This window comes from Nostoc sp. 'Lobaria pulmonaria (5183) cyanobiont' (genome assembly GCF_002949795.1).
Lineage (GTDB): Bacteria > Cyanobacteriota > Cyanobacteriia > Cyanobacteriales > Nostocaceae > Nostoc.
On sequence record NZ_CP026692.1, the window covers coordinates 6,799,835 to 6,823,639 of the forward strand.

A 23,805-nucleotide genomic window follows, 5' to 3' on the forward strand; every position below is an offset into this window, starting at 1 on the left:
CTGGCTTATGATTGTCCTTTATTAGACTTTCATTTCCCTACGTATTATCTTGTAGTCTTGTTCAAAAATCAAATAGGAGTCCGATATTAATTACGTAGCTATCAACTCAGAATCGATTTCCGACGGCGCACTATCTTGGACTAGCGATCGCGTTTCGCCGTTGCGCTGGAGGATACCGCCAATCATTCCCAACAAGGCATTCACCTTGCGAGTTCGCCACATATCTACAAGTTTTTCTACCTTAGTCGCAGACATCCGTCGCATCATCGCTTCGTAGAGATAAGCAGCATGTCCAGTTTCATCTTGGGCAATACAAAGCATTCCTAACTTCAAATTCCGAGCGGTTGGCTCATTATCAGGTAATACTTTCGCCATTCGCGCAAAGTCTTTACTAGCATCTAACTCCAGAATGTATGTGCTAGCCATAAACACATCCCAATCAATCACAGCCGGTTTTAGCTGTTCTTGGGTGTAGCCTTCAAAAAATGCTGCGAAAAAGGGACTACGCTGTTGTGATTTTTTTGTAGATGTAGTTTGGGGTTGATGCTTGAAATCTATAACTTGTTTATTTAGCTGTTGTAAGGCGTGGGCAAAAATTTGACCATGCCTAGTTTCATCTGATGCATGTTTTGCTAGTTTTTCGGCTAACCATGTATCGCCTTCTTTAGCTGCGCGATCGCTAAGTGCGGATAAAAATGGCACAGAGCCAGATTCCGCCAACTGAAACCCCGCAAGGATGTTGGGACGGGTTTTAGAATCACGAATTTGAGCAGCAGAGTAATAGGCAAAAACACTTGAACCAGCTAGATGCAAAAGGTTAGTCAAGAAGTTCATCAGAAATTACCGCTGACAATTGGAAGGTTACAATTCTTATACTAATCCGTATTTTCTATTTGGTTGCCGCCAGAAGGTCTTATACCATTTCTTTGTGAGGCTGCGCCAAACCCTTTTAACTTCTTTCTTTCTTTCTTTGTGTCCTTTGCGGACTTTGCGGTTCGTTTTTCTTTCTTGCACTTAAATGTGGTTTAGCGCATTCTTCATACAGAATTGGTATTACCATTTGGAATTTGGAATTACCTGTGGAACTATGCCAACAGTTAACAAATATATCTTTGTATTTTGCTAATATCATCCCACAGAGGTAATGCAGGTAAGTTTGGATGGAGAAATTAACTAAACCAGTGCGATTTTGGCTTTGTGCAACTATCATAATTTTGAATTTGATCGGCTGCGATCGCTTTATCGGTAATTCTGGAGAACCAGTTGAGCGAGTCAGTGATGGCGATACTTTAGTAGTGAAAGATACCGACGGCAAAAATTTAACCGTGCGCTTTGCTTGTGTAGATGCGCCAGAGATAGCTCATACTAATAAAGAAAAGCAGAGTAAACGCATTAGCGATCGCAATCAATTTACTTGGGGTGTGAAAGCACGAGAACGGGTGCAACAACTGGTGCAACAAGGAGGCTCGCGCGTGACTTTGAATATCACCGATAGCGATCGCTATGGGCGTAAAATTGCCGAAGTCCGTTTAAAAAATGGCACTTTTGTACAACAGGTATTGTTGCAAGAAGGTTTAGCAAAAGTGTATCGTCCCTATTTAAACAAGTGTCCTAGTAAAGACTTAGTTCAAAAAGCTGAAACTGAGGCGAAGGCACAACGGCTCGGCGTTTGGAGCGATACTAAATTTATAAATCCTTGGGAATATCGCAGCCTATATAAAAAGTAGAAACTCTAACTGTTTCTAATTGAATGCACAACATTTTTTGGCATTGCATACTTGCGATATAATTTAGCAACTTCCAAAATTCCCCCCTGTCTCCCTTACTCCTCTCCCCAAGTTTGCAGTTGCAAATAAACGAGTACCAACGTTGCTGCTAATAACACAGTTGCTCCTGCTGCTGCATAACCAAAATCAAATTGACCAAAAGCCTCTTGGTAAATGTAGTAAACCAGCAGATTAGTCGAATTCAGTGGCCCGCCGCCAGTCATCACATAAATTTGCTCAAAACTCCGCAATGTAAAAATTGCGGTAGTGATGATTGCAAATATGACAGTCGGGCGCAATCCGGGCAAAGTAATATACCAAAATTGTTGCCAAGCATTTGCTCCATCCAAATCTGCTGCTTCATAACGACTGGGAGGAATTGTTTGCAACCCTGCTAAAAAAACCACCATATTGAAACCCAGTTGTTTCCAAATACTCATTAAAATAATTATCGGCATTGCCCAAAATGTATCTCCTAACCAGGGTATGTCTGAAATACCAAAAAAAACTAAAAGTCCGTTAACTGGCCCTGATGTCTGAAACAGCCAGCGAAATCCCAAACCCGCTGCCACAATTGAAATAATTGAGGGTAAAAAATAAGCACTTCGCAGGATGCCTCGCAAGGGAATGGAGCGGTTTAATAGTACTGCCAATCCCAAGGAGATAACTAAACTGGGAATGATGGTGGCAACCGTAAAATAAAAGGTGTTACCCAGAACTTGCCAGAAGTCAGGGTTGAGTAGTAAGCGCCAATAGTTTTTTAAGCCTATCCAATAAATACCTTTTAAAGTGAAACTACCAGCAGTGAAACTGAGGTAGAACAAATAGGCAATCGGCCAAATGATAAAAACACCGAGCAAAATTAGTGCTGGTGTGAGAAAAATCCAGGCTGCTACTGTATCGTTATCCAACCACGACTTAGTATATATTTTTGGCATCTATAATTTTTCCTCTTAGCTGTTATGACCCTCCGCCCTGATTCTACCCTTAGCTTGGTTTCTCCTATTATTAGCGATCGCTTGGGTAAGCTTTTGGTTTATAATTATCTCTAGTTGGAGTCTTTACTTAAACATCGCTATTTTTCTGCAAACTCAAACCAATCCCAAATGCAATTTTAACGCTGCATCAATTAGTACCATCATATCTTCGTTTAAACTACCCAATACTTCACCAGTAATTCGTTGCTTAGAAATTGTTCGCACTTGCTGCGCCTGTACTTTTGAAGGCTTCGTTAAACCACTAACTTCTGGATTAAGTAGAACTTCAAAGGGATAAACACGGCTCACATTAGAAGTAATCGGTAAAATTGTCACAGTAGTAGCAGCACTATTACTTATATCATTACTGACAATTAGCACCGGACGACGTTTACCCATTTCTGAACCCATCGTCGGGCTAAGATTTGCGTAATAAATATCACCACGTTTCATCTGTTAAACCATCTGCTACTGTCACATTCCAATCGTTATCAACTTCAGCAGACGCTTCTCGGTAAGCTACCTCTAATTCTCGGTTTCGCAGCAATTCTAATGCTTCTTCAATTACTTGAGAACGAGATTTACATCCTTTATTTTGCTTGTAGTTTTCGACAAACTCCACTAAAAACGGTGGCAAGGAAATAGAGAGTTTTTCTACATTCATCTTCGTACCAATTAGTAGCAAAAATAATTCCTACTAATATACTAGCTTAATCTCAAAGCCAAGCAGGTGCGATGCCTACGGCGGTAAACTACGCACTTTCCCACAGGCGATCGCTTGCGTAAGCTCTTGGTTCATAATTTGATCCATTCTGTTTTTTGAAAAAAATTAGATCGTTCCGCTACACTGAAAAACGATAAAGAAAAGAAGGGCAGAGGACAAGAGAGCTAGGTATAAAGGGCTAAAGAGTCCTCCCAACCGCGCAGACAACACGAAAACCAACACTGCCGTTGATACCGTCGCGCCCCGCCCAATCGTTGAAGAGGCGGGACGCAAAACGGCAGAGTCCAGGAATCTCGAACCAAGAACCGCCTCGCAGCATCCGATTTTAATTATCATTATCTATCCATGCACTTCCATCACTGGGCACTCCTTTGAGTAGGTTGAGCAGGGCTTGGCCGTAATCTGAGATTCAATCGCGGCAATATCTCCATCCATAAGTTCTAATTGCTGCTGGGTTTGCCGTACTCAGGGGAAACTCCTGTCGCAGTGCCGTTGTAAACTCCTGCTGATATATTTGCAGGTTTTGCTCATGCGTCTTAAACCGTGCAGTCACTAGTGCCTCAATCGATATCGTGTCCTCATTGCGCAGCCCCAAAATTTGCTGGAGATTTTGCAGCTCGTGGCGATCGCTATCGGTAATTGTCTCGTCTTGCTCCAGTAGTTCAGTAAACACCCGCTGATACTGCTGGAGTTTTTCGCGGAACTCGTTGCGGTAAGGTTCTAATATATCATCTTTGATCGCCTTCGCCTCAGTTGTCTTCAATCCCAAGCGAGTCCTCTGATAATCTAATGTGCGACGACCAACAAGGGAAATTTCGCCTCGATGAATAAATCGCGCTACCTCCTTACAATATCGCTGTCTAGGATCGCCTGGAGCCACCTTTGCCAGTCGAATTTTAAAGCCTTCTCGAATTGCATAAATTTCCGGCTTCATCGCCGATTGAAGTTCTCGTACCTTCTGACTGGCGTATTCATGGAGTTCATCAATGGAGATAAATTCATCTTGATTTTTTAGCAGGGTAATATCTGACGCAGCAAATCCGCCCATCTCAGTATGCAGCAGTACCTCGCACACTGCCTCTACATCTCTAACTGCACTGGGTAACGGGTTCAGCCCCGGCTCATACGCTACCTTCGCCATTTAACTCACCTATGCTGCGATCAAATCCTGTGCGGTTTTAATCTCTGTGTTGTTCCCTTCATACCAAGTATTAAAATATCACATATATCAATTGGACGAGTTATGAGCTAAATCTTTACCCACGACTTAGTATATATTTTTGGCATCTATAATTTTTCCTCTTAGCTGTTATGACCCTGTGCCCTGATTCTACCCTGAGCTTAATTTCTCCTAGAATTAGCAATATTTGCCAACAAATCGCCCCTTTAAAACTGGGAATTATGGCTTCTGGGAATGGCAGCAATTTTGATGTAGTTGCCGAAGCTATCCAAGATGGGCAGCTAAATGCCCAAATTCAAGTTTTAATTTACAATAACCCCTCGGCGAAAGCAGCCGTCAGAGCAGCTAATAGAGGTGTAGAAACTGTCTTATTAAATCACCGCAACTATCAAAACCGAGAAGAGTTTGATGAGCAAATTGTGCAGACATTGCAGCGCTATGATGTGGAATGGGTGATTTTAGCAGGTTGGATGCGATTGTTAACATCAATTTTCATTGATGCCTTTCCTGAGAGGATTATAAATATCCATCCAAGTTTGTTACCTAGTTTCAAGGGAATCCATGCTGTAGAACAAGCCTTGGCATCTGGGGTAAAAATCACTGGTTGTACAGTGCATATAGCTTGTTTAGAAATGGACAGTGGGCCAATATTAATGCAAGCCGCAGTACCAGTACTGCCCGATGATACAGCAGAAACACTCCACGCCAGGATTCAAATTCAGGAACATCGAATTTTACCATTAGCGATCGCTCTAGCAGCTTATTCGTCAAAAGTTACACTAAGCTTGTCGTAAAAATACATATATCAAGTAGGGGCGCACATCTAGCTGTGCGCCTCTACTATTCATCAGAGTTAGCTTCAGCAGTTTGATACGCTTGTAGGAGCCTAGCATGATCGAGAGTAAATCCTACTTGCATCGCTATCTGGGTAAATAAATCAATCTCAGATTGTTGCCAATCACGGGGTTCAGAACACTGATGTGCAATTAACAAGCCAAATAGCTGCTCATCTTTAATAATTGGTGCTACTAAATTTGCTTTCACACCAAAAGATTCGAGCAGTTTAATGTGACAATCAGCCAAACTAGACTCATAAATGTTGTTGATTGCCATAACGCGACCAGACTGGTACTTTTCTACATAGCCTTGAGTGAAACAGGGGTCATGGATTTTAGATCGCAAAACTTTGGGATAACCTGGAACCACTGATTCAGCAATGATAATTCCAAACCAATTAGCGTAAAAGCTATAAACTAACACTCGGTCAGTACTCAGTGCTTTGCGAACCTCTTCCACTGTGGTTTTGATGACATCCTCTTCGTTAAGTGATTGGCGAATTTTGCGGATAATATCCACCAATAACTGACTTCGCATCCTTTCAGCTTCGATTCGTTGCAGCAGCCTAGCATGGTCGAGAGCAAATCCCACTTGCATCGCTATCTGGGCAAATAAATCAATCTCAGATTGTTGCCAATCACGGGGCTTGGAGCACTGATGTGCAATTAACAAGCCAAATAGCTGCTTATCTTTAATAATGGGGGCTACTAAATTTGCTTTCACAGCAAAGGATTCGAGTAAGCTAATGTGACAATCAGCTAAACCGATTTCATAAATGTTGTTTATGGCTAGAACGCGACCAGACTGATACTGTTCTACATAGCCTTGACCAAAACATGGGTCTCGGATTTCAGCTTGCAAAACTTTTGGGTAAGTGAGAACAACTGATTCGGCAATCACAATTCCAGACCAATCAGCGTTAAAACTATAAACCAGTACTCGGTCAGTACCCAGTACTTTACGAACCTCTTCTACGGTGGTTTTCAGGACATCCTCTTCGTTAAGCGATTGGCGAATGCTGCCGATAGTATCCGCCAGCAACCGACTTTGCACACCTTCAGCATCGATTCGTTGCAGAAGTCTTGCATGGTCGAGAGCAAATCCCACTTGCATCGCTATCTGGGCAAATAAATCAATCTCAGGCTTTTGCCAATCACGGGGTCTGGAGCATTGATGTGCAATTAATAAGCCAAATAGGTGTTCATCTTTGAGAATGGGGGCGACCAAATTTGCTTTGACAGCAAAGGATTCGAGCAGGTTAATGTGACAATCAGTCAAACCGGCTTCATAAATGTTATTTGTGGCTTGAACGCGACCAGACTGATACTTTTCTATATAGCCCTGAGTGAAACAGATGTCTTGAATTTCGGTTCGCAAAACTTTTGGATAACCTGGAACCACTGATTCGGCAATCACAGTTCCAACCCAATTAGCGTTAAAGCTATAAACCAGCACTCGGTCAGTACTCAGTACTTTGCGAACTTCTTCTACGGTGGTTTTGAGGACATCCTCTTCGTTGAGCGATTGGCGAATGCTGCGGGTAGTTTCTATAAATACCTGAGCTCGATCTGCCTTTGAATCTACCTGTTTTAGAAGCCTAGCGTAGTCAAGAGCAAATCCCACTTGTATAGCTATGTGAGCGAACAAATTAATCTCAGACTGCTGCCAAAAGCGAACTCTAGAACACTGATGTGCAATTAATAAACCAAATAGCTGCTTGCCTTTGAGAATCGGTGCTACTAAATTAGATTTGACAGCAAATTGCTCTAGCAGCTCAATATCACCATCACTGAGATTGGCTTGATAGATATCATCAATAGCCCGGATGCAACCATTCTGATATTTTTCTATATATCCTGCCTCAAACCCAGTGTTAGAGACTGTAACCCCTAACATTTTCGGTAAACCAGGTGCTACTGATTCGGTGATAAAGGTTCCATTACAGTTGGAGTTGAAGCAAAAGATGGTTACGCGATCGATGCTTAAAGCTTTACGAATTTCTTCTGAGGTAGTTTTGAGAACATCTTCTTCATTGAATGATTCTCGAACCCAGCGGGTAATTTTTATCGATAGCTGGGAGTAATCAGCTTCAGCTTCTTTTTGTTGTAGCAAACCCGAAATCATCTCTGTGAATAAGTTTATGTTACTCTCTAACATCACTAATTCATCTTGGCTAGCGATGAAAGATTGAGTAAACTCACTATCTGGACGTAGCTTATTTTTGATAATATTAGAAGTTGCAGCAGCCTTGCGGACTCGATTAATAACTCGATTTGCCACAAAAACAGCGATCGCACCTGCTAAAATTGCTGTCACTCCCATACCAGCTAACAAGAGTGACAATTCTCTTTGTAGAGCAAGTTCACTTTCTGTTAAACTTTTTGTACTCTCAAGTCTTACTTGCGGAATTTCTGTATTAATTAAATTAGTGCCATAGTTGTAAGTAGCTGTTCCAATTGCAACTACAGGCAGCACACTAATACTTAGTGCCCAAACTATTGCTTTAGTCTTTAAACTCCATTTTTGTTGCCAGAGTCTCTGTTGACGATTTCGTTTTGCTTGGTTTTGAGAAAAAGACTGACTCATAAATGAAACCTGGATTGCTGCAATTGAGAATCAAGTAAATAACCTCACCACCAAATTCTACACAAACCTTATTAAATAAGGACTGGCTTTCAGGAGTATTTTGAAGCACTAATCTTCTAGGTCATGTCCCATAATGTTTTTATTTCCTTTAAACTCGAAAAAATTGGATCTGATTAACAGGTTTGTCAACAATTTTATGGCGATCGCTTGGTTAGAATATCTTATTTTCTCATTAGGAGTTCTGGTTTTCTAACAAGATAGCCAAACAATCTTTATTTTTTAACCAGAGTTTTACAGACTTCTTGCAGTTACCCTTGCCCGTAATATCATGTTCGCTTGATTACTTACAGCAGTTTTCAAGTAGATGAGGTACAAAATGCAGGACTCACGTATCAGACACAAAGAGTTTCTACCTCCTGCCTCAAAACCTGTAACTTTGTACTTCATGCAAAAGAAAGCTGCTGTATAAATTCTTCTAACTCCTAACTCCATAGCCTAATCTGCAATTAACTCTACTGCATCTCGTCCATCACAATTTTGTAAGTAAACTTTGACAATTTCTTCTTTAGCTGTAGGCAACTTCTTGCCAATAAAATCTGGGTGAATTGGTAATTCTCGATGGCCTCTGTCTACTAACACAGCTAAACGAATCACCTCTGGTCTACCATAATCGTTGACTGCGTTCAAAGCAGCGCGAATCGTCCGTCCTTTGAAAATCACATCATCCACGAGTACAACCGTTTTCCCGGTAAGGTCAAAAGGAATTTCGCTTTTCGTTGGAGTCCGCAACCCAATTTTGTCAAGGTCATCTCGATAAAATGTAATGTCCAAAGCACCAACTGACACTGCTACATCTTCGAGCGTCTCAATCTGACGCGCCAATAATTCGGCTAATAACGCACCCCTAGTATAAATACCAAGAAGCACCAGTTGAGACAAATCACGCGTCCTTTCGACAATTTGAGAGGCAAGGCGAGTCAAGGTACGACGGATTTCTTCAGATGAGAGAATTTCAACTACTTTGGCAGACATAGCGAGTCATAAGTTAGGAGTGATAAGTTAAGAGTTAAGAGTTTTTATTCTTAACTCCTGTACAGACGCGATTAATCGCGTCTCTAACTTTATATTTACAATTACCTATTTGCGAGCATTAAGAATATAGCGATCGCTATCCCTAACCATAGCAAAAAACAATATCGAGTCAGCTGTAAAGCATTCTGAATAGAACTTGTAGTAATGGCATAAATAGCATCTCCTAGCAGTGGTTTGTACTTAGCTACCCCCCGATACCAATTTGTACCCCCCATCTGCACACCTAAAAATGCCGCATAGGCGCACTCACTCCAGCCAGAATTGGGACTAGGATCGTTAATTGCATCCCGACGACAAATTTGCCAAATATGCATCGGTTTACCCGATAGCAGCGACAGAGTCACCACTGTTAACCGACAAGGTAGCCAAGTCAAACAATCTTCTAACCGCGCACAGAACCATCCTAAATAAGTATAGGGTGCTTCCCGATAGCCCACCATTGAATCAAGAGTACTGCTGGCTTTATATGCTAAAGCCAAGGGAGTTGGCCCCACAACTGGTATAAAGACACCAACAATTGCATAAAAAAGCGGAGCCATCACCCCATCGGTGGCATTTTCTGCAACCGTTTCTAAAATGGCTCGTGAAATTTCTGCTTGTGAGAGGTTTTGCGTATCTCGACCAACGTAATTACTTAAAATCTTCCGAGCCTTCTCCAAATCTCCGACTGTTAAAGGTTGTAAAACAGCCTCCGCTGCTGCTCGCAAACTTCTGCCAGCAAAACAACTAGCCAAAAGAATGCTATCTATTGCAATTCCTAAGAGTGGATGAACCCATCTGGCAATTTGAATAATCAAAAAGCCAACAAGACCGCTACCAATTATTAAGATAATACCTAGTAAAATTCCAGCTAGGCGTTGTGTTAGAGAATTTTGACACAAGTGGAGAAAAAACTTGGTCAGGCGAGAAATTACCCACCCCATAACTTGCACTGGATGGGGCCAATCCCAAGGATCGCCAATTAAATAATCTAAAAATGCCGCAATTATTAAGATATAGATATTATTAGTCATAAATCACGAGTCAAGGGTTAAAAGTCAAGGGTCAATATTTCGACTATTGACTCTTGACTAAACCACAAAACTAGCTTCTTCTCCAAGGGAAGCTTGCCAACTTCGAGCATCGTAATAAAGGTCTGCCAGAGTAATACTGTATAAAGCTTCTTTAACCTTTTGGTTGAGTCTCTGCCAAAGGCTAAACGTTACCCAATCTTCAGCTTGTGTAGGTGCTGGGGTGTGATGAGGTAAATGGCTAGTTTCGCCAACAGCTTCTAAAATTTGTCCTATAGATATTTGTGCAGGCTCTCTTGCCAATTGGTATCCGCCGATGCTACCACGAATTGATTTCACTAAAGATGCACGACGCATTTCTATTAGTAGTTTTTCGAGGTAAGGAGCTGGAATATCTTGGCGTTTAGCGATCGTTCTCACAGATACAGGCCCATATCTTGGTTGTAAACTCAAATCTAGCAACGCCTTCACACTATAGTGTCCTCTGGTAGTTAATTTCATTTTGGCAAGCTTTGTTGTTTGTCCTTTGTCTTCGTTAGCACTGCATCTCCCTGAAAAGAAATTCTGATAGTTGGCTTCCGACTCTTAGACTTCTTTAGTTTGTCGTTTCTAAATAACCAATGACTAATTACCAATGACCAATGACTAAGGATCAGTTTTGCTTATCATTCTGTGACTCAGTTCTCATCCTTAAGAAATAGACAACTTTTAGAGCGTTAGTTTAGAAAACTTAAAACTTATATAGTCTAGCAGTAATTCACAAATTATATATATAGTTATCAGCATTGCCAGCATTTTCTAAAATAGATTGTCTTGGCAATATTGGTAATGGCATAACAATTGTGCATCTGAGTGTAATATACTTGGCTAGGTTGAGATAAAAACTAAAGGATTATGTTCCTGTTAGCTCAACCTCAGCTAAAATAAAATCGATTCAAACACTTCAAACATTCATTTTCGACCTAAGTTGATGCCTAAACAGAAAAAAATTGAACCCCTACTCGGCGAAGAACTGCTCAAAAAAGTCAAAGAGCTAGAAAACGAGAGCAAAGAAGACAAAGCCAAGAAGTGCGGCTACTATACCGTGACCAAAAATGGTATAGAGCGCGTCAATATGATGAAGTTCTTAAATGCCCTAATTGATGCTGAAGGCATTCAGTTAGACAGTACACCCAGTGCTAATGGGCGTGGTGGACGTAGTGCTAGCTATAGAATTAGTGTGCAATCGAATGGTAACTTACTTATAGGTTCAGCTTATACAAAACAGATGAATCTTAAACCAGGAGATGAGTTTCTGATCACTTTAGGCAAAAAGCACATTCGTCTGAGACAGGTAGATCCAGAAGATCGCGAAGATGATGAAGCCATAGAAGCCACGGCTTAATAAATGGTCATTAGTCAATTGTCCGTTGTCATTTGTCCTTTGTCCTTTGTGAAAAACAATGACTATAAACAGTCATTAGTCAAGTGTCATTTGTCCTTTGTGAAAAATAATGACCAATGACTAATGACCAATGACCAATGACCAATGACTAATGACTATATCTGTAGTGGGTAAGACTGGTAATAGTGGCGAAGTGCCTTGCGTGTTACTGCTAAATTACAGGTTAATGCAATTTGCTCTTTTTCTAATAAACCTAAAATGCGATCGGGTTTATCTCGTGCTACCACTGGTAATTGATGTAAACCTCGAAGACTCATCCGGTCTAATGCCTCAGATAAAAGTTCATCTTGCCATGCATAGAGAATTTCAGTAGTACAAATGTCTATGAGGGTTTGACTAGATAAATTATCTGGAATTTCAGTTAGGGAATTTGGGTATGTTTGCCAAATAGCAAGAGCACGGTTAATATCTTCCAAAGAAAGTATACCAACTAATTGTTCTGCTTGATCAAATACTAAAGCACTACGAACGCGATCGCGGATCATTTCCACAGCTGCATCTAATACTCCCAGGGTTGCAGGTAACTTTTTGGGACAAGGGTACATGGCATCTTCTACCAAAATTTGCTGCACAATTTCCGCTTGTTCATCTTTCAATTCCGAAAGCCCAATCTGTTGTAGATTAGAGTTAGAGTTAAAAGTTGGTTTAATCCTTTCTACTAACCAAACACTCAAACCTACAGCTGCCATCAACGGTAAAACAATTCGATAGTCGCGGGTTAATTCAAACAGCATCAAAATAGACGTTAACGGCGCTCTCACACTAGCAGCCAGCACTGCTGCCATTCCCACCATTGCGTAAGCTGGAGGAGCCGCCATTTGATCGCAAATTGTCGGGAATGCTACGGCTAACATTTTGGCGTAAGCCGATCCAAAAGAAGCACCTAAAAACATTGCTGGTGCGAACAAACCACCGATGAAACCGCTACCCGCACTAATTGCAGTCATCAATAACTTCACCACCAACAACACCACCAATAAGTAGAGTGGAAACTCCACATCTTGAAGCATTGCTTCTACAGTTTCATAACCGACACCCAGAATTTGGGGGAAGTGCAAAGCAACAGCGCCAATAATTGCACCGCCAATAATTGGATGAATTGGCTGAGGAATTCGTCCCAAAAAATCAAAACCTGGAACCTTCCCAGCAAAGCAGGCTTTTGCTAAACGAATTGATTGAGTATAAGCTAAAGAAACTAAGCTGGCCCCTAAACCCAAACCAAGATAAAGAGGTAATTCCAAAGGACTGCGAACTTGATAAACAGGTAAATCAAAAGCAGGTTGTGCCCCCAAACAAATTTGGGCAATTAATGCTGCTACCACCGCCGCTAGCAGCACCACACTGACAGCAGAAGTAGCAAAAGATGTAGCTCCTATCACCACCTCTAGGGCAAAAAAGACTCCAGCGATGGGAGCATTAAATCCCGCCGCCAGTCCAGCCGCCGCGCCAGCACCCAATAGCAAACGTTGTCGTTCTTGAGATACATTGAGGATCACAGAGAACAACATTCCAAAATTTGCGCCAATTTCCACACTCGGCCCCTCTGGCCCCAAAGAAGCACCACTCCCCAAAGAAACAGATGCAGCCAGCATTTTTGTCACTGGTCGCAGTGGTCGCCTAATCTCTGTTCCCTGAGAAGCGGCGATTAGAGATGAAAGTCCAGGGCCAAAGTCTTGAGTACGCCAACGCAGCAAGCCAACAATTAATCCCCCAAGGGTAGGAACGCAAGCTAAAGTCCAAGCACCCCAGACGCCAATTTGACCCATTAAATTTTCTAGCATCAGCTGGTGAATTAGCTGAATTAAATAATGAAAGGTAACTACACCCATAGCAGTACCACCGCCAATGAGCATGGCTAAAAACAGCACAACTGTTTCTGGGGATGGTTGAAAACGATTAATTAGGTGAGCTAGATGAGCGGAAGGTGTAGGAAAGGCAGGTTGTTCCGTTACCTTCCTTAGTTGAGTGGGAGGCAAGAGAGTCATTAAGAGGCGGGGTAAATGTAAGAAAAAATTTAAATTTTTATCTGTTACTTATCATTGTGAGCCATTATTTAGCAACCGGACAAGTAGACTTTATTTGCTTAACTTACAAGGCTTTAGCTCAAAATGTCATTGTGCAAAATTTTTGTGGAGAGAATGGTCAAATGAGAGAGAATTATTATTTAAGGGTCAGTGATACCTAAATTAGGTGTAGCTGCGGTTAGTGGGGTGCGAGCGATCGCCAACGCTATTTTTTCTAGAGACAACAAAGTTTTTTCGGCTGGGTGGACGCACCCGTAAACATTAACTATGAGTCATCCTTGCTTAAATCTAGCTATACTCGTGTTGCGACCATTAAGCCATCCTTGGTAGTAATAGAATGTATGTATGATTGATGCCTGATGTTAGATCGTACATTGATCCCAATTCAATATAGCTATGGTTATAGAGCGAGAAATGGACTAGGCGGACGAGGTAAATGAATATACACACTTTTGATAATCATTATGTTACTTGCCCAATTTGCCAAAGAAATGCTACGCCAAAACCAGTTAAAACGCGCATGGGCTTGTTTTGCTGTCCCTATTGCCAGGAAAGGCTAGTAGTTTGCCAAAGTGGTCATTATGTCCGCGATCCGTTTACTTGGAGACAATTGATGATGTCTTCCTCGCTACGTCGTCAAAGCCGACCTTTAGCGAGGATTATCAGAGATTTTGTCCTACTCAAGCGTCCTATGGTAGCCTTGGCTGTAGGTAGTGCCATTTTTTTTGGTGCGATCGCTTTGACCCAAGAAAAGACAAGTTACGATCGCCAAATACTTCCCACAACAGAAAAAGTTAATGAACCAGGAAACAAATCCCAGTAAATCGATTACTTTGGTATAAATCAAATTCTACTTTGATTTTTGTAATATTATAACTAAATACTTTTATAAAACCGTGTCTTATTGCCCCAAATAGGACACGGTTTTATATTATGTCCCTTTAAAGACCGATCGCCTATTAGACATTTAATGAAATTAAATATGGGTTATCCATAACTCTTGTAAAGATGTAGCACTGCTACGTCTTTACATTTATTTTTAGTCGTATCTATATGTGTTGTGTCTGTTTATCAACTATTGGAGTTGATGACACTCACCATCGCTTAAATTGGGTTCCAGATTTTACCAACACACGGGTAGTTGAATATACTTTTGGTTGGTTAGGACGCTATCGACGCCTGAGTAAGAATTACAAACTAAGTAGGTTGGTGTAAAAATTCGTCGTTGGGATAAGCTAAGAGCCAGGAGCCAGGAGCCACGAGGGAAGAGGGTTTTAGCCTAGTTTATCTTTGTTTACATAGTTTGGTTTTATTATGCCAACTTACTTGTTGCCAGAGGTAATGAGTTAATAATTTATGCAGCTAGAGTGCGACTAGTACTCTGTCATATCGCCTCTTGAGTATTATTTAAACTCTCAAACCGCGTCTTTATGTTTACTTTACAAATCAAATTTTATTATCTACCTTTAAATAATTAGGATAAATTAAAAAAAATGTAAAATTTCTGGCGTTCAGTACATTTAACTACACACTCCTCTCACTCATTGACTTTTAAAGCATGAATGACAATCAACGAATTATCCACCTAACCGAGATTTCTGCACTCGATTTCCCGGCTGACAATAATTATAAGTATAAATGCCATTTGCAGGTAGTTTCCGAAGAGGGACAAAGCTTGTTAGAAAGGGATCTGCTGAACCGTACGCAACCCAGTTGGTTGGTAGATTTGAAAAACAAGGGAGACTGCACGATCGCCATTACTCTGCGTTACCGGGAAGGGGACATTACTCAACCTTGGCAGGATGCTGGAACAGTTGCATTTGCCACCCAGGAGTGCCTGAATGGAGAGCGCAGCGCCGAGTTAGAATTTCCGATTACAACTTGGAACCAGGCACCCCAATTGAAGTTGAAAACTCGCCTGACTCAGAGTAGCACTGAGGGAAGTAGCAGCAGCTTTACAATCTTGGGGAATCAGAACGGTACTCGCCGCACTCACAGCAAAGGGACTCACACAGAGGGCGAGTTCGAGATGCCAGAATCTGTTCCTCTCTCGCCCCAAGAAGAAGTGATTGTCAAAGACGCTTGGAACAAGCTGCGGGCGTGGAAAGAATTACAGATGGAAAAGTTCTTGAAGCGGCTGTTGCTAGAGTCACCTGAACTGGAGTACATCTTCGGGGAAGCAATTAACAGCATCAATGACTTTTTCTTTGAGTTGTTTGATTGCTGCGTACACCAGCTTCAGCCGGAAACTCAGAATGTAATTGGAGAACCCTTAATGGGCGTACCTCCAGAAAAAGGCGATTCGTTTGACACGGTTGAAGATTACGGGGCGCTGTTTGCCGATATCGGGATGCGTCCCCAGCACTGGTTGAAGGCACGGCAGGTGTGGATGTGGATGCTACCATCGATTCCTTACCTAGAAGAGTACGATCACCAGGATTTAGCAAAAGGCGCAAACTCTGCCCTCTACCGCTTCTTCAATACCCATGTAATTGTGCCGATGGTAGAGGCAGTTCACCGCTACAATACGGCTCTGCCCCCAGAAATGCTGCAAAAGATGATGGAATCCTGGCAGGTGTTCAGCCAGAATAAGCAAGTCATGGGGATGGAGTTTTATCAAATCCTGTTTGAGAAATATCCCTTTGTATTGCCGATTTTTGGACGAGCAGACATGGATTACCTGTCTCTACACCTGTTTCAGGCATTGGAATTTCTCGTCCAATCCCTAAGAAGCGGCAGCAGTGATGAGATGATCCGAGAGTTGCGCTTCTTAGGGCAGGTGCATACCAGTGCAGGGGTGCCATCCTGTGCTTATCCGGCAATGAACGATGCTATCTTTACCTTGTTTGAGCGGCACGTACCAGATTTCACGCCAGAGTTACGCAAGGGATGGCAGACGTTAATCGATCGCGCTGTGAATGTCATCAAGCTGCCCAAGCTGAATGAGGAACGATTGCTCAAAAAAGCCAAGCAGTACCTAGAGCTAATCGCCACAGAGCAGGCATGGGAACCGGAGGACAAGGCACGACGCTGGGCAGAAATTCAAGAGGAAGTACACGCTACCGGAACCTATACCCACACGTATGAAGAAGTGGCGTATGGGGCACAAGTGTCATGGCGCAATGCTTCTAAGTGTGTGGGGCGGATTCAGTGGAATAACATGGTGATCCGCGATCGCCGCCACGTTAGCGACCCTGATGAGATGTTCCGTGAACTCCAAGAACACTTACAGTCCGCGACAAACGGCGGTAACCTCCAGATTACCATGACCGTCTTTCGTCCCAAACATCCTAAAGAACGCTGGGGGCCACGCATCTGGAATCCACAATTAGCTCGTTATGCAGCATACGAGCAACCGGATGGTAGGATTCTAGGCGATCCTGCCAACTTGGACGTCACCAAAGCGATTATAAAATTGGGCTGGCAACCCCCCCAACCACTCACAGAGTACGACATTTTGCCTCTAGTGATTGAAGCTCCAGGTATGGAACCGAAGATGTACCACTGGGATCGGGATGAGATTTTGGAAGTGGAAATCGAGCATCCCGCGATTCCTGAATTCAAATCATTGGGCTTCCGTTGGTACGCTGTCCCTGCCATTACCAACTTCTCAATGCACGTTGGCGGCATCAATTATGCCTGCATTCCTTTCAATGGCTGGTACATGGGCACTGAAATCATGCGGGATTTCTTGGACGAGTACCGCTACAACAAGATGGAGGACATCGCCAAAGTTCTCAAACTGGATACCAGTTCCGAACAGACATTGTGGCGCGATCGCGTCGCATTGGAACTCAACGTTGCTATCCTGTACTCCTTCCAAAAAGCAAAGGTGACGATGGTAGACCATCAATCTGCCTCTCGTCAATTCCTGGCGCACGACTTACGCGAGAAGAAAGCAGGACGCGAGTGTCCGGGGGATTGGGGTTGGGTCGTACCCGCATCGGGGGGAAGTGCTTGTCCGGTCTGGCACCACCAGATGCGGGACTTCTACCTAGAGCCAGCCTATCACCATGCTGCCGATCGCTGGGCAGTTGAAGATGGTATTGACCTGGAAAAATTCATCACCACTATCGACGAGGACGACAACAAGCAAGACCGCATCCTGATTCTCTACGCTTCCGAAACAGCTACTGCTGAAGGCTTGGCGCGCAAAGCCGCTCGTCAACTCCAGCGATTCCGTCCCCAGGTGATGGCGCTGGATGAATACAACACTGACACCCTGGCATCGGAGAAACTCCTACTCATTGTCACGTCCACCTTCGGCAATGGCGAAATACCTGGAAACGGCAAGAAGTTCCTCCAGTGGTTGAAAAAACAACCTGCACGTTCCCTCGACGGTTTGAATTACTCCGTTCTGGGCATTGGTAGTACCGTTTACGAAAACTTCTGTGCTGCCGGAATTTCGGTAGATAAGGGACTTGCCAAGGCGGGAGGTAACTGTATTGTGCCACTTCACAAAGGCGATGAAATCAAGGGACAAGCCGACACCTTCAAACAATGGTTAGGACTGGTTTCCCGCATTCTGGGTGAGGATGCGACCTCCGCCGATGCAACAGCCCAAGCCGCACCTAAACTAAACGTTACGTTTTTGAGTGAGACGGAAGCGGCAAATATTTCACCAGTAAAAGTGAGTGGAGACAGAGGTGTGGAAGTACCTCTGGTTGCCAATAGCGAACTACTCAAAGAAGTGATTCCTGGTAGCCGTTCTACTCGCTATCTTGTCTTTGATATTTCTGGTAGCGATTTGCAGTATGAAACAGGTGATCATCTTGCAGTTTATCCTGGCAATCCGGCAGAGTTGGTGAATCAGTTGTGCGATCGCCTCTCAGTATCCCCCAACACCTATTTCACAGCTCGTTATCTAATGCCCGATGGTACGGAATTAGAAGAAAAACCTCCTGTTTCCGTTCCCACAAGCATCGGACAGGTTCTCTTGGAAGACCTTGATCTGACTTTGCGCGAACCATTCAATGATGTGCTGACCTACCTGTACTCAGCAGCACAAAATCCCCAGGATAAACAACGCCTGGAAACCTGGTTGGAAATTCTGCGGCAAGGAGATGAGCATCCCGACAGCATCACGCTCAAAAAAACGATCACGGACAACTTCATCAGCGTTGTCGATCTGTTCAATGAGTTTCCTTCTGCCCAAATTACATTAGAAGTGCTGCTAGAGTTGTTGCCGAAGCAAAAACCACGCCTCTACTCCATTTCCTCCTGTCCTCTGCTTCATCCTCAGCACATCCAAATCACAGTTGGAGTGTTGCAAGTTAAGACGGATGCAGGTAAAACCCGTCAGGGCCTCTGCTCCAACTACCTTGCCGGACTTGAAGCGGGGGCAAAGGTTCGCATCAGTGTTCGCACCTCTAGCTTCCGTCCACCCACCGATCCACTCGCGCCAATGCTGATGGTTGGGCCGGGTACGGGGGTATCGCCGCTGATTGCCTTCCTCCAGTATCGGCAAGTCCTATTGCAGCAGGAAACACAATTAGGTGATGCTTGCTTGTACTTTGGCTGTCGCGATCGCAGTGACTTCCTCTATGGAGAGCAACTTGTAAGCTGGCAGAATCAAGGCGTGCTGTCAGGGTTAGAAGTTGCCTTCTCGCGTCTGAACGACAAGAAAGTCTATGTGCAAGGCTTAATGCAAGAAAAAGCTGAAGAACTCTGGCGAATACTCAGCCATCCGCAATGTCACTACTATGTCTGTGGCGATGCCAAGATGGCAGACGATGTATTTGAAGTGTTTATGGCGATCGCTAAAACGGAAGGGGGACTATCGCATATTGAAGCTGTTAGTTTCTTCAACAAAATGAAGCAAGAAAAACGCTTTTTCAGTGATGTTTGGGGCGTGGTGCTGCACTTCAAGGAAGCGATTAAAGAGGTACAGCATGACAACTACTCGAAAGCGGAAAAATGGCTTGAGCGTGTGCAGGATTCTGCTGATAGTCAAGCCGCCGTTCAGGAGGAATTGCAACTGCTAACTATCTAAGGAAGGGAATATTGCATTTGGCTGATTCCACCAATATCAGCTTCTACGACTCCGGTGTATACCGTAGAGTTTGAAAATCGTCTTCTGAAACCTAATTATTTCTATCAACGTGATCCCTGGCAAACAGAATCTGCTGCTGCTAAGTGTCCGTTCCATCATCAGGCTTAAGCAGGTAAAAGGGGGGTATAAGGGAAGATAAATCTTCTTTTATACCCTTTACAACCGCAAAGGGAACTATTTTACAACAGTTCGGTGCTGGCGAGAAAGTCATCCGGCAGGGTGAGCCTGGTAAGGCTTTGTACATTATCATTGCGGGTCAGGCTCTAGTCACGGTCACGAACGAGTTTGGCATGGATTTGGAGGTAATGACTATCTTGGGTGGTGAGTTCTTTGGCGAGATGGCACTATTTACTGGGGAAGCGAGTCCGGTATCAATCACCGCTGTTGGTGATTTGCAAGTTCTTGTTATCTACTCAGATGCTGTAAATCTAATGATTGAACGTCAACCAACCTTGGGGCGTGAGATAGGTCAAATTATAGAAGCGCGAACCAAAGCGGTAAATATGGCTCAACAGGCAGATGTTTCCTTCAATGCTGAGGTCGAATTGCCTATTAAAATTTTGAAGTAATTGAAATTTCTCAGTATTTAGTATGCTTAAGTACCCTAATCGCAGGGAAAGCGAGGGCACAAGGGAGCAGGGGAGAAGTTACAGTAAGTTTTTCCCCTCAGCCCCTCAGCTCCTCTGCCTCTTTTGCCCAATGCCCCATATTTACAGCCGATTAGTATCTTTTGTGACTAACTTCCAACCTTCAGCTTGGTCAACTAACTTCATCGACTCTAGTTCAAGATTGTTGAAAGCAGATGCATGAAGCAGGAAGTAGGGTTGGCCGTTGTAGTGCCAATAATATTCTAGTTCACCAACAGAAGCAGGAATGATGGTGCGATCGCTATAATAATCCAACGAGGGACGATGGTAGGGAAAAGATGTGTAAATCTTCCTCGTCGCTGGATTTGCTCGTACAATCATGGCGGCGACTGGTTTAACTGGATAGGCTTCAGATAATTCCCAAACCCAGTAGTTAGATTTCATTAACAGCAGCAGCGAAATATAACTTCCCCAAAACAAAATCTTTAGAAATTGCCCGTCGCCTCGTTCTGCCAAAATAGCTGCCAAGGTCATAGTTAAAGCTACGGCGGCAAAAATCAGTTGTAAGTCTGTTTTTGGTGTTGTACCTGCACTGAAATAAATGCTACCAGCAGAAGCAGCCACAGCAAGTATTGCCAAACCAGCGACCCAAGCACGGGGATAAGATGAGAGTAAAGGCGAATTTTCCGTATCTGATAACTGGATACCAAACGCTAAAGCTAAACTAGGGTAAATCGGGAATAGATACCAGGGAACTTTGGTAATCATGAAGGAAATTACCAGTAGATAAACCCCACTCCACGCCATTACTAGTTTTGCCCAACTAAGGTTGCGATTTTCCCAGGTTAAGCGGACAGTTTGTGGTAAGAATAATAACCACGGCCATGTGTATTTGAGAAGTTCAATCACATAGTACCAAGGTGGTTCAGAATTTCCTTCTAGAACTGAGCCAAGTCGGCCTGTTGATGGGTTTGCAAGGCCAATTTGAGCGACAATATAACCATAGTGAATTAGTTGGGCACTATACCAAGCAGCGACAGGTAGAATGCCAATTAAGATTGCTATCCAAAGATAGTAACAGGTGAGCAGTCGTGGTGTATCCCAAAACAGAAATACAAGTGCGATCGCACCTAATAATACGCCTAACAGTCCTTGAGTTAAACAAATAAACCCAAAACTAACACCAACACCAAGACAATAACGTAAATCTCGGCGCGATCGCAACACGCACAACATCATCACCATCAAAAAACTTACCATCGCCCCATCCAACATTGCCAGCCGCCCATGACGCACCACAGGTAGCATTGTTAGATAAATCAAGGCACTATAAATAGCAGCCCAACGTTGGCGAAATATCTCTCGAGCAATGCAATACAGTAAAGGTACAGATGTTGCTGTTAAAATTGCTCCAGGTAAGCGCGTTGTCAACTCATTTTCGCCTCCTAGAGAATAAGCCCAAGCTATTAGCAAATGCATCAAAGGTGGCTTGTCATGATATGGTTCGCCTCCTAGAGTTGGGTAAAGCCAAGGCATTGAACCTGCTGGGGCGTGCCAAATTTCACGAGCAACCTGTGCCACAGTACCTTCATCCCAATCTCGCAGCGGCAACCCTCCCAGATTGATGCTAAACAGTAATACTGCTGCCAACAGCAATACTATTAGCCATACCCAATCAATCCATTTTCCAACCGTGCGATGCTGTTTTTCCAGATGACTCCAAATAAAGCTTCCTTCTTGCATATTCTCTGGTAATCATTTTACTTGCTGGTTTGATTACATAGAGACATCTAGCGAATCTCCAATGTTGCCACCCAGTAACAACGTATGTTTTTAACAATTGCTAGTTTCCCAGATTAACTCAAATTTTTCTAATTAGCGCTGTTTTTTGAAAAATTTATATTGGTTATTTAAATAACATTTAAGCCAACAAATGATAAAAATAATACAGGCAATAAATTATTTATTACCTGTTAGATAGTCCGTAAATAAACTTGTATTTTATTTTATATGGGACGCTTGGTTTCAATTTTATTTACTTAGTTTTTATCTAGCTAATTTCCCAAATTTAGTAAGCGATCGCTACACTAATTCAATACTGTGCCGAATCCTTTAAGAAATTATATAATATTTTTAATATAAATTTTACGAAAAATGCGATTATTTATTATTGAAAACCTATTTAATAATTAATAATCAAAAATTATTATCGTTGAATAAAATTATCTAAATAAGGAACCTTGATGTTTTAAATTTAATTAAGTAATTATTGAATTGCAATATTTATGATATACAATTTTTTAAGCAATTTTGATAACAATAAACAGCTAAAAAATTATTGGAGACCGTCAATGAATTTACCTGTAGTTGTAGATGTTACTCTTGGCTTGGTTTTTATTTACTTGATTTTGAGCTTGCTAGCTTCGGAAATCCAGGAACTAATCGCTACATTATTACAATGGAGAGCTAAACATTTAAGAACTTCGATTGAATTACTTTTATCAGGTGGTAGTGAAAGTGAAAAATCAGATATTATTAATGCAATCCATTTGGTACAGAAACTTTACAACGATCCTTTGATTAATACATTGAACCATCAAGCCAAGGGTAAAATAGAAAAGCATTTCCAGGAAATTACTAAAAACCCTGATAAACGAATACTAGAAAAACAAAGTGGCCCTTCCTATCTTCCTTCTGAAACATTTGCAACTACTTTATTAGATACCTTAAAAATTCCCCAGCTAATTAATCATGTTAAATATCCTAGTGAAGAAGCAAAAACCAACTTGCACATGATATTAGCCTCTTATAAAGAACTGAAAAAAGGTATAAACGATCCAACGAGTCCAAGTTACACAAAAATTCAAGAAATTTATGGAGAAATTGACCAGAAATTTATAGATTTTGTTAATAATGAGTTACCTGATGAAGTCCCTAATAATTTAATCAAGAGCCTTAGTGTAATTGCTCAACGTAGCAGAATAAAAATTGGCGATCTCACAGAGGAAGCGAATCAATTTAAAAATGAAGTAGAAACATGGTTTGATCGCTCTATGGATCGAGCAAGCGGTGTTTATAAGCGCAATGCCAAAGGAGTTGCTATTTTAATTGGAATATCAGTTGCCTTTTTAACCAATACTGATACATTTCACTTGCTTAAAAGACTATCGGAAGATTCGGTTATCCGCTCTACCATTACTCAAAGTGCAAGTCAACGAATCGATTATATCAATAATGAAACAGACAGAAGGAATATTGAGAAACTATTAGGAAATTCTTCTATACCAATTGGATGGCAAAATATTAATCAACAGTTTGAGTTATTAGATCCGACGAAATCGAATAGAGTTTATATCAGAATTTCACAGGTTTTTAAATTAATTTGCGGTTGGATAGTGAGTGGTTTTGCTATTGCTATGGGTGCGCCTTTCTGGTTTGATATCCTCAATAAAATTATCAATGTGCGGAATGCAGGGCCAAAACCTGTTGCGTATACTAAGGATCAACCGTCTCAAAAATAGCGTTT

Annotated in this window: 18 protein-coding genes and 2 pseudogenes; 9 read left to right on the forward strand and 11 right to left on the reverse strand. The window is 42.3% G+C overall.

Features of this window, described 5'->3' with window-relative positions:
- Window positions 1-90: 90 nt before the first annotated feature.
- Window positions 91-834: a rubrerythrin family protein gene (locus NLP_RS30100; RefSeq protein WP_104909520.1), complete on the reverse strand. Its 744-nt coding sequence runs from the start codon at window positions 832-834 to the stop codon at window positions 91-93.
- Window positions 835-1,160: 326 nt separating this feature from the next.
- On the opposite strand from NLP_RS30100, the gene NLP_RS30105 reads away from it, so the two are divergent.
- On the forward strand, window positions 1,161-1,727 hold the full coding sequence (locus NLP_RS30105; RefSeq protein ID WP_104909521.1) for a thermonuclease family protein: 567 nt from the start codon (window positions 1,161-1,163) through the stop codon (window positions 1,725-1,727).
- 95 nt (window positions 1,728-1,822) lie between these two features.
- Here the strand turns inward: NLP_RS30105 and NLP_RS30110 are convergent, their stop codons facing one another.
- From NLP_RS30110 to NLP_RS30125, 4 genes are all read right to left on the reverse strand, one after another.
- Window positions 1,823-2,704, reverse strand: coding sequence for a carbohydrate ABC transporter permease (locus NLP_RS30110; protein ID WP_104909522.1), 882 nt, complete (start codon window positions 2,702-2,704; stop codon window positions 1,823-1,825).
- A gap of 153 nt (window positions 2,705-2,857) precedes the next feature.
- Window positions 2,858-3,196, reverse strand: a complete 339-nt coding sequence (locus NLP_RS30115) for a type II toxin-antitoxin system PemK/MazF family toxin (RefSeq protein WP_104909523.1) — start codon at window positions 3,194-3,196, stop codon at window positions 2,858-2,860.
- Entirely contained in the window at window positions 3,183-3,407 is a 225-nt protein-coding gene (locus tag NLP_RS30120; protein ID WP_104909524.1) for a ribbon-helix-helix domain-containing protein, read from the reverse strand. The genes NLP_RS30115 and NLP_RS30120 overlap by 14 nt, the downstream gene beginning before the upstream one ends.
- Window positions 3,408-3,876: 469 nt before the next feature.
- Window positions 3,877-4,608 (reverse strand): hypothetical protein, encoded by a 732-nt coding sequence (locus tag NLP_RS30125; protein WP_104909525.1) that lies wholly within the window; start codon window positions 4,606-4,608, stop codon window positions 3,877-3,879.
- Between the two features lie 170 nt (window positions 4,609-4,778).
- Between NLP_RS30125 and purN the strand changes: the two genes are divergently transcribed.
- On the forward strand, window positions 4,779-5,441 hold the full coding sequence (gene purN / locus NLP_RS30130) for a phosphoribosylglycinamide formyltransferase (protein ID WP_104909526.1): 663 nt from the start codon (window positions 4,779-4,781) through the stop codon (window positions 5,439-5,441).
- Between the two features lie 46 nt (window positions 5,442-5,487).
- Here purN and NLP_RS30135 read toward each other — a convergent pair whose 3' ends face one another.
- The 4 genes from NLP_RS30135 to NLP_RS30150 all read right to left on the reverse strand — a co-directional run bounded on the left by NLP_RS30135 (window position 5,488) and on the right by NLP_RS30150 (window position 10,673).
- The gene (locus tag NLP_RS30135) at window positions 5,488-8,070 is read right to left on the reverse strand and encodes a GAF domain-containing protein (protein WP_104909527.1); all 2,583 of its coding nucleotides are present in this window, start codon (window positions 8,068-8,070) and stop codon (window positions 5,488-5,490) included.
- Between the two features lie 495 nt (window positions 8,071-8,565).
- Window positions 8,566-9,102, reverse strand: coding sequence for a bifunctional pyr operon transcriptional regulator/uracil phosphoribosyltransferase PyrR (gene pyrR, locus NLP_RS30140; RefSeq protein WP_104909528.1), 537 nt, complete (start codon window positions 9,100-9,102; stop codon window positions 8,566-8,568).
- 101 nt (window positions 9,103-9,203) lie between these two features.
- Window positions 9,204-10,175, reverse strand: a complete 972-nt coding sequence (gene cbiB / locus NLP_RS30145; protein WP_104909529.1) for an adenosylcobinamide-phosphate synthase CbiB — start codon at window positions 10,173-10,175, stop codon at window positions 9,204-9,206.
- A 57-nt stretch (window positions 10,176-10,232) separates the two neighbouring features.
- Window positions 10,233-10,673 carry an Rrf2 family transcriptional regulator gene (locus NLP_RS30150; protein WP_104909530.1) on the reverse strand — a complete coding sequence of 147 codons (441 nt, stop codon included), beginning with the start codon at window positions 10,671-10,673 and terminating at the stop codon, window positions 10,233-10,235.
- Window positions 10,674-11,142: 469 nt separating this feature from the next.
- Here NLP_RS30150 and NLP_RS30155 point away from each other — a divergent pair, with 469 nt between their 5' ends.
- Entirely contained in the window at window positions 11,143-11,556 is a 414-nt protein-coding gene (locus NLP_RS30155) for an AbrB family transcriptional regulator (RefSeq protein WP_104909531.1), read from the forward strand.
- A 120-nt stretch (window positions 11,557-11,676) separates the two neighbouring features.
- Here the strand turns inward: NLP_RS30155 and NLP_RS30160 are convergent.
- Window positions 11,677-13,601 (reverse strand): annotated as a pseudogene (locus NLP_RS30160) (chloride channel protein).
- Between the two features lie 475 nt (window positions 13,602-14,076).
- Between NLP_RS30160 and NLP_RS30165 the strand changes: the two are divergent.
- The 5 genes and pseudogenes from NLP_RS30165 (at window position 14,077) to NLP_RS30180 (ending at window position 20,261) form a co-directional block, all read left to right on the forward strand.
- Window positions 14,077-14,463 (forward strand): hypothetical protein, encoded by a 387-nt coding sequence (locus NLP_RS30165; protein ID WP_104909533.1) that lies wholly within the window; start codon window positions 14,077-14,079, stop codon window positions 14,461-14,463.
- Between the two features lie 288 nt (window positions 14,464-14,751).
- A pseudogene (locus NLP_RS36290) lies at window positions 14,752-14,837 on the forward strand (IS5/IS1182 family transposase); the annotation flags it as partial.
- A 361-nt stretch (window positions 14,838-15,198) separates the two neighbouring features.
- Window positions 15,199-19,632: a nitric oxide synthase oxygenase gene (locus NLP_RS30170; protein ID WP_104909534.1), complete on the forward strand. Its 4,434-nt coding sequence runs from the start codon at window positions 15,199-15,201 to the stop codon at window positions 19,630-19,632.
- Window positions 19,633-19,656: 24 nt separating this feature from the next.
- Window positions 19,657-19,800, forward strand: coding sequence for a nitric oxide synthase oxygenase (locus NLP_RS30175; protein WP_267894953.1), 144 nt, complete (start codon window positions 19,657-19,659; stop codon window positions 19,798-19,800).
- Window positions 19,801-19,868: 68 nt separating this feature from the next.
- On the forward strand, window positions 19,869-20,261 hold the full coding sequence (locus tag NLP_RS30180) for a Crp/Fnr family transcriptional regulator (protein WP_267894954.1): 393 nt from the start codon (window positions 19,869-19,871) through the stop codon (window positions 20,259-20,261).
- A 141-nt stretch (window positions 20,262-20,402) separates the two neighbouring features.
- Here the strand turns inward: NLP_RS30180 and NLP_RS30185 are convergent, their stop codons facing one another.
- Window positions 20,403-22,022, reverse strand: coding sequence for an ArnT family glycosyltransferase (locus NLP_RS30185; protein WP_104909536.1), 1,620 nt, complete (start codon window positions 22,020-22,022; stop codon window positions 20,403-20,405).
- 608 nt (window positions 22,023-22,630) lie between these two features.
- On the opposite strand from NLP_RS30185, the gene NLP_RS30190 reads away from it, so the two are divergent.
- Window positions 22,631-23,800 (forward strand): hypothetical protein, encoded by a 1,170-nt coding sequence (locus NLP_RS30190; protein ID WP_104909537.1) that lies wholly within the window; start codon window positions 22,631-22,633, stop codon window positions 23,798-23,800.
- Window positions 23,801-23,805 lie beyond the last annotated feature (5 nt).

Coding starts and splice junctions, on each gene's coding strand:
- NLP_RS30100 (WP_104909520.1), bottom strand. CDS start 834: ATGAACTTCTTGACTAACCTTTTGCATCTAGCTGGTTCAAGTGTTTTT.
- NLP_RS30105 (WP_104909521.1), top strand. CDS start 1,161: ATGGAGAAATTAACTAAACCAGTGCGATTTTGGCTTTGTGCAACTATC.
- NLP_RS30110 (WP_104909522.1), bottom strand. CDS start 2,704: ATGCCAAAAATATATACTAAGTCGTGGTTGGATAACGATACAGTAGCA.
- NLP_RS30115 (WP_104909523.1), bottom strand. CDS start 3,196: ATGAAACGTGGTGATATTTATTACGCAAATCTTAGCCCGACGATGGGT.
- NLP_RS30120 (WP_104909524.1), bottom strand. CDS start 3,407: ATGAATGTAGAAAAACTCTCTATTTCCTTGCCACCGTTTTTAGTGGAG.
- NLP_RS30125 (WP_104909525.1), bottom strand. CDS start 4,608: ATGGCGAAGGTAGCGTATGAGCCGGGGCTGAACCCGTTACCCAGTGCA.
- purN (WP_104909526.1), top strand. CDS start 4,779: ATGACCCTGTGCCCTGATTCTACCCTGAGCTTAATTTCTCCTAGAATT.
- NLP_RS30135 (WP_104909527.1), bottom strand. CDS start 8,070: ATGAGTCAGTCTTTTTCTCAAAACCAAGCAAAACGAAATCGTCAACAG.
- pyrR (WP_104909528.1), bottom strand. CDS start 9,102: ATGTCTGCCAAAGTAGTTGAAATTCTCTCATCTGAAGAAATCCGTCGT.
- cbiB (WP_104909529.1), bottom strand. CDS start 10,175: ATGACTAATAATATCTATATCTTAATAATTGCGGCATTTTTAGATTAT.
- NLP_RS30150 (WP_104909530.1), bottom strand. CDS start 10,673: ATGAAATTAACTACCAGAGGACACTATAGTGTGAAGGCGTTGCTAGAT.
- NLP_RS30155 (WP_104909531.1), top strand. CDS start 11,143: ATGCCTAAACAGAAAAAAATTGAACCCCTACTCGGCGAAGAACTGCTC.
- NLP_RS30165 (WP_104909533.1), top strand. CDS start 14,077: ATGAATATACACACTTTTGATAATCATTATGTTACTTGCCCAATTTGC.
- NLP_RS30170 (WP_104909534.1), top strand. CDS start 15,199: ATGAATGACAATCAACGAATTATCCACCTAACCGAGATTTCTGCACTC.
- NLP_RS30185 (WP_104909536.1), bottom strand. CDS start 22,022: ATGCAAGAAGGAAGCTTTATTTGGAGTCATCTGGAAAAACAGCATCGC.
- NLP_RS30190 (WP_104909537.1), top strand. CDS start 22,631: ATGAATTTACCTGTAGTTGTAGATGTTACTCTTGGCTTGGTTTTTATT.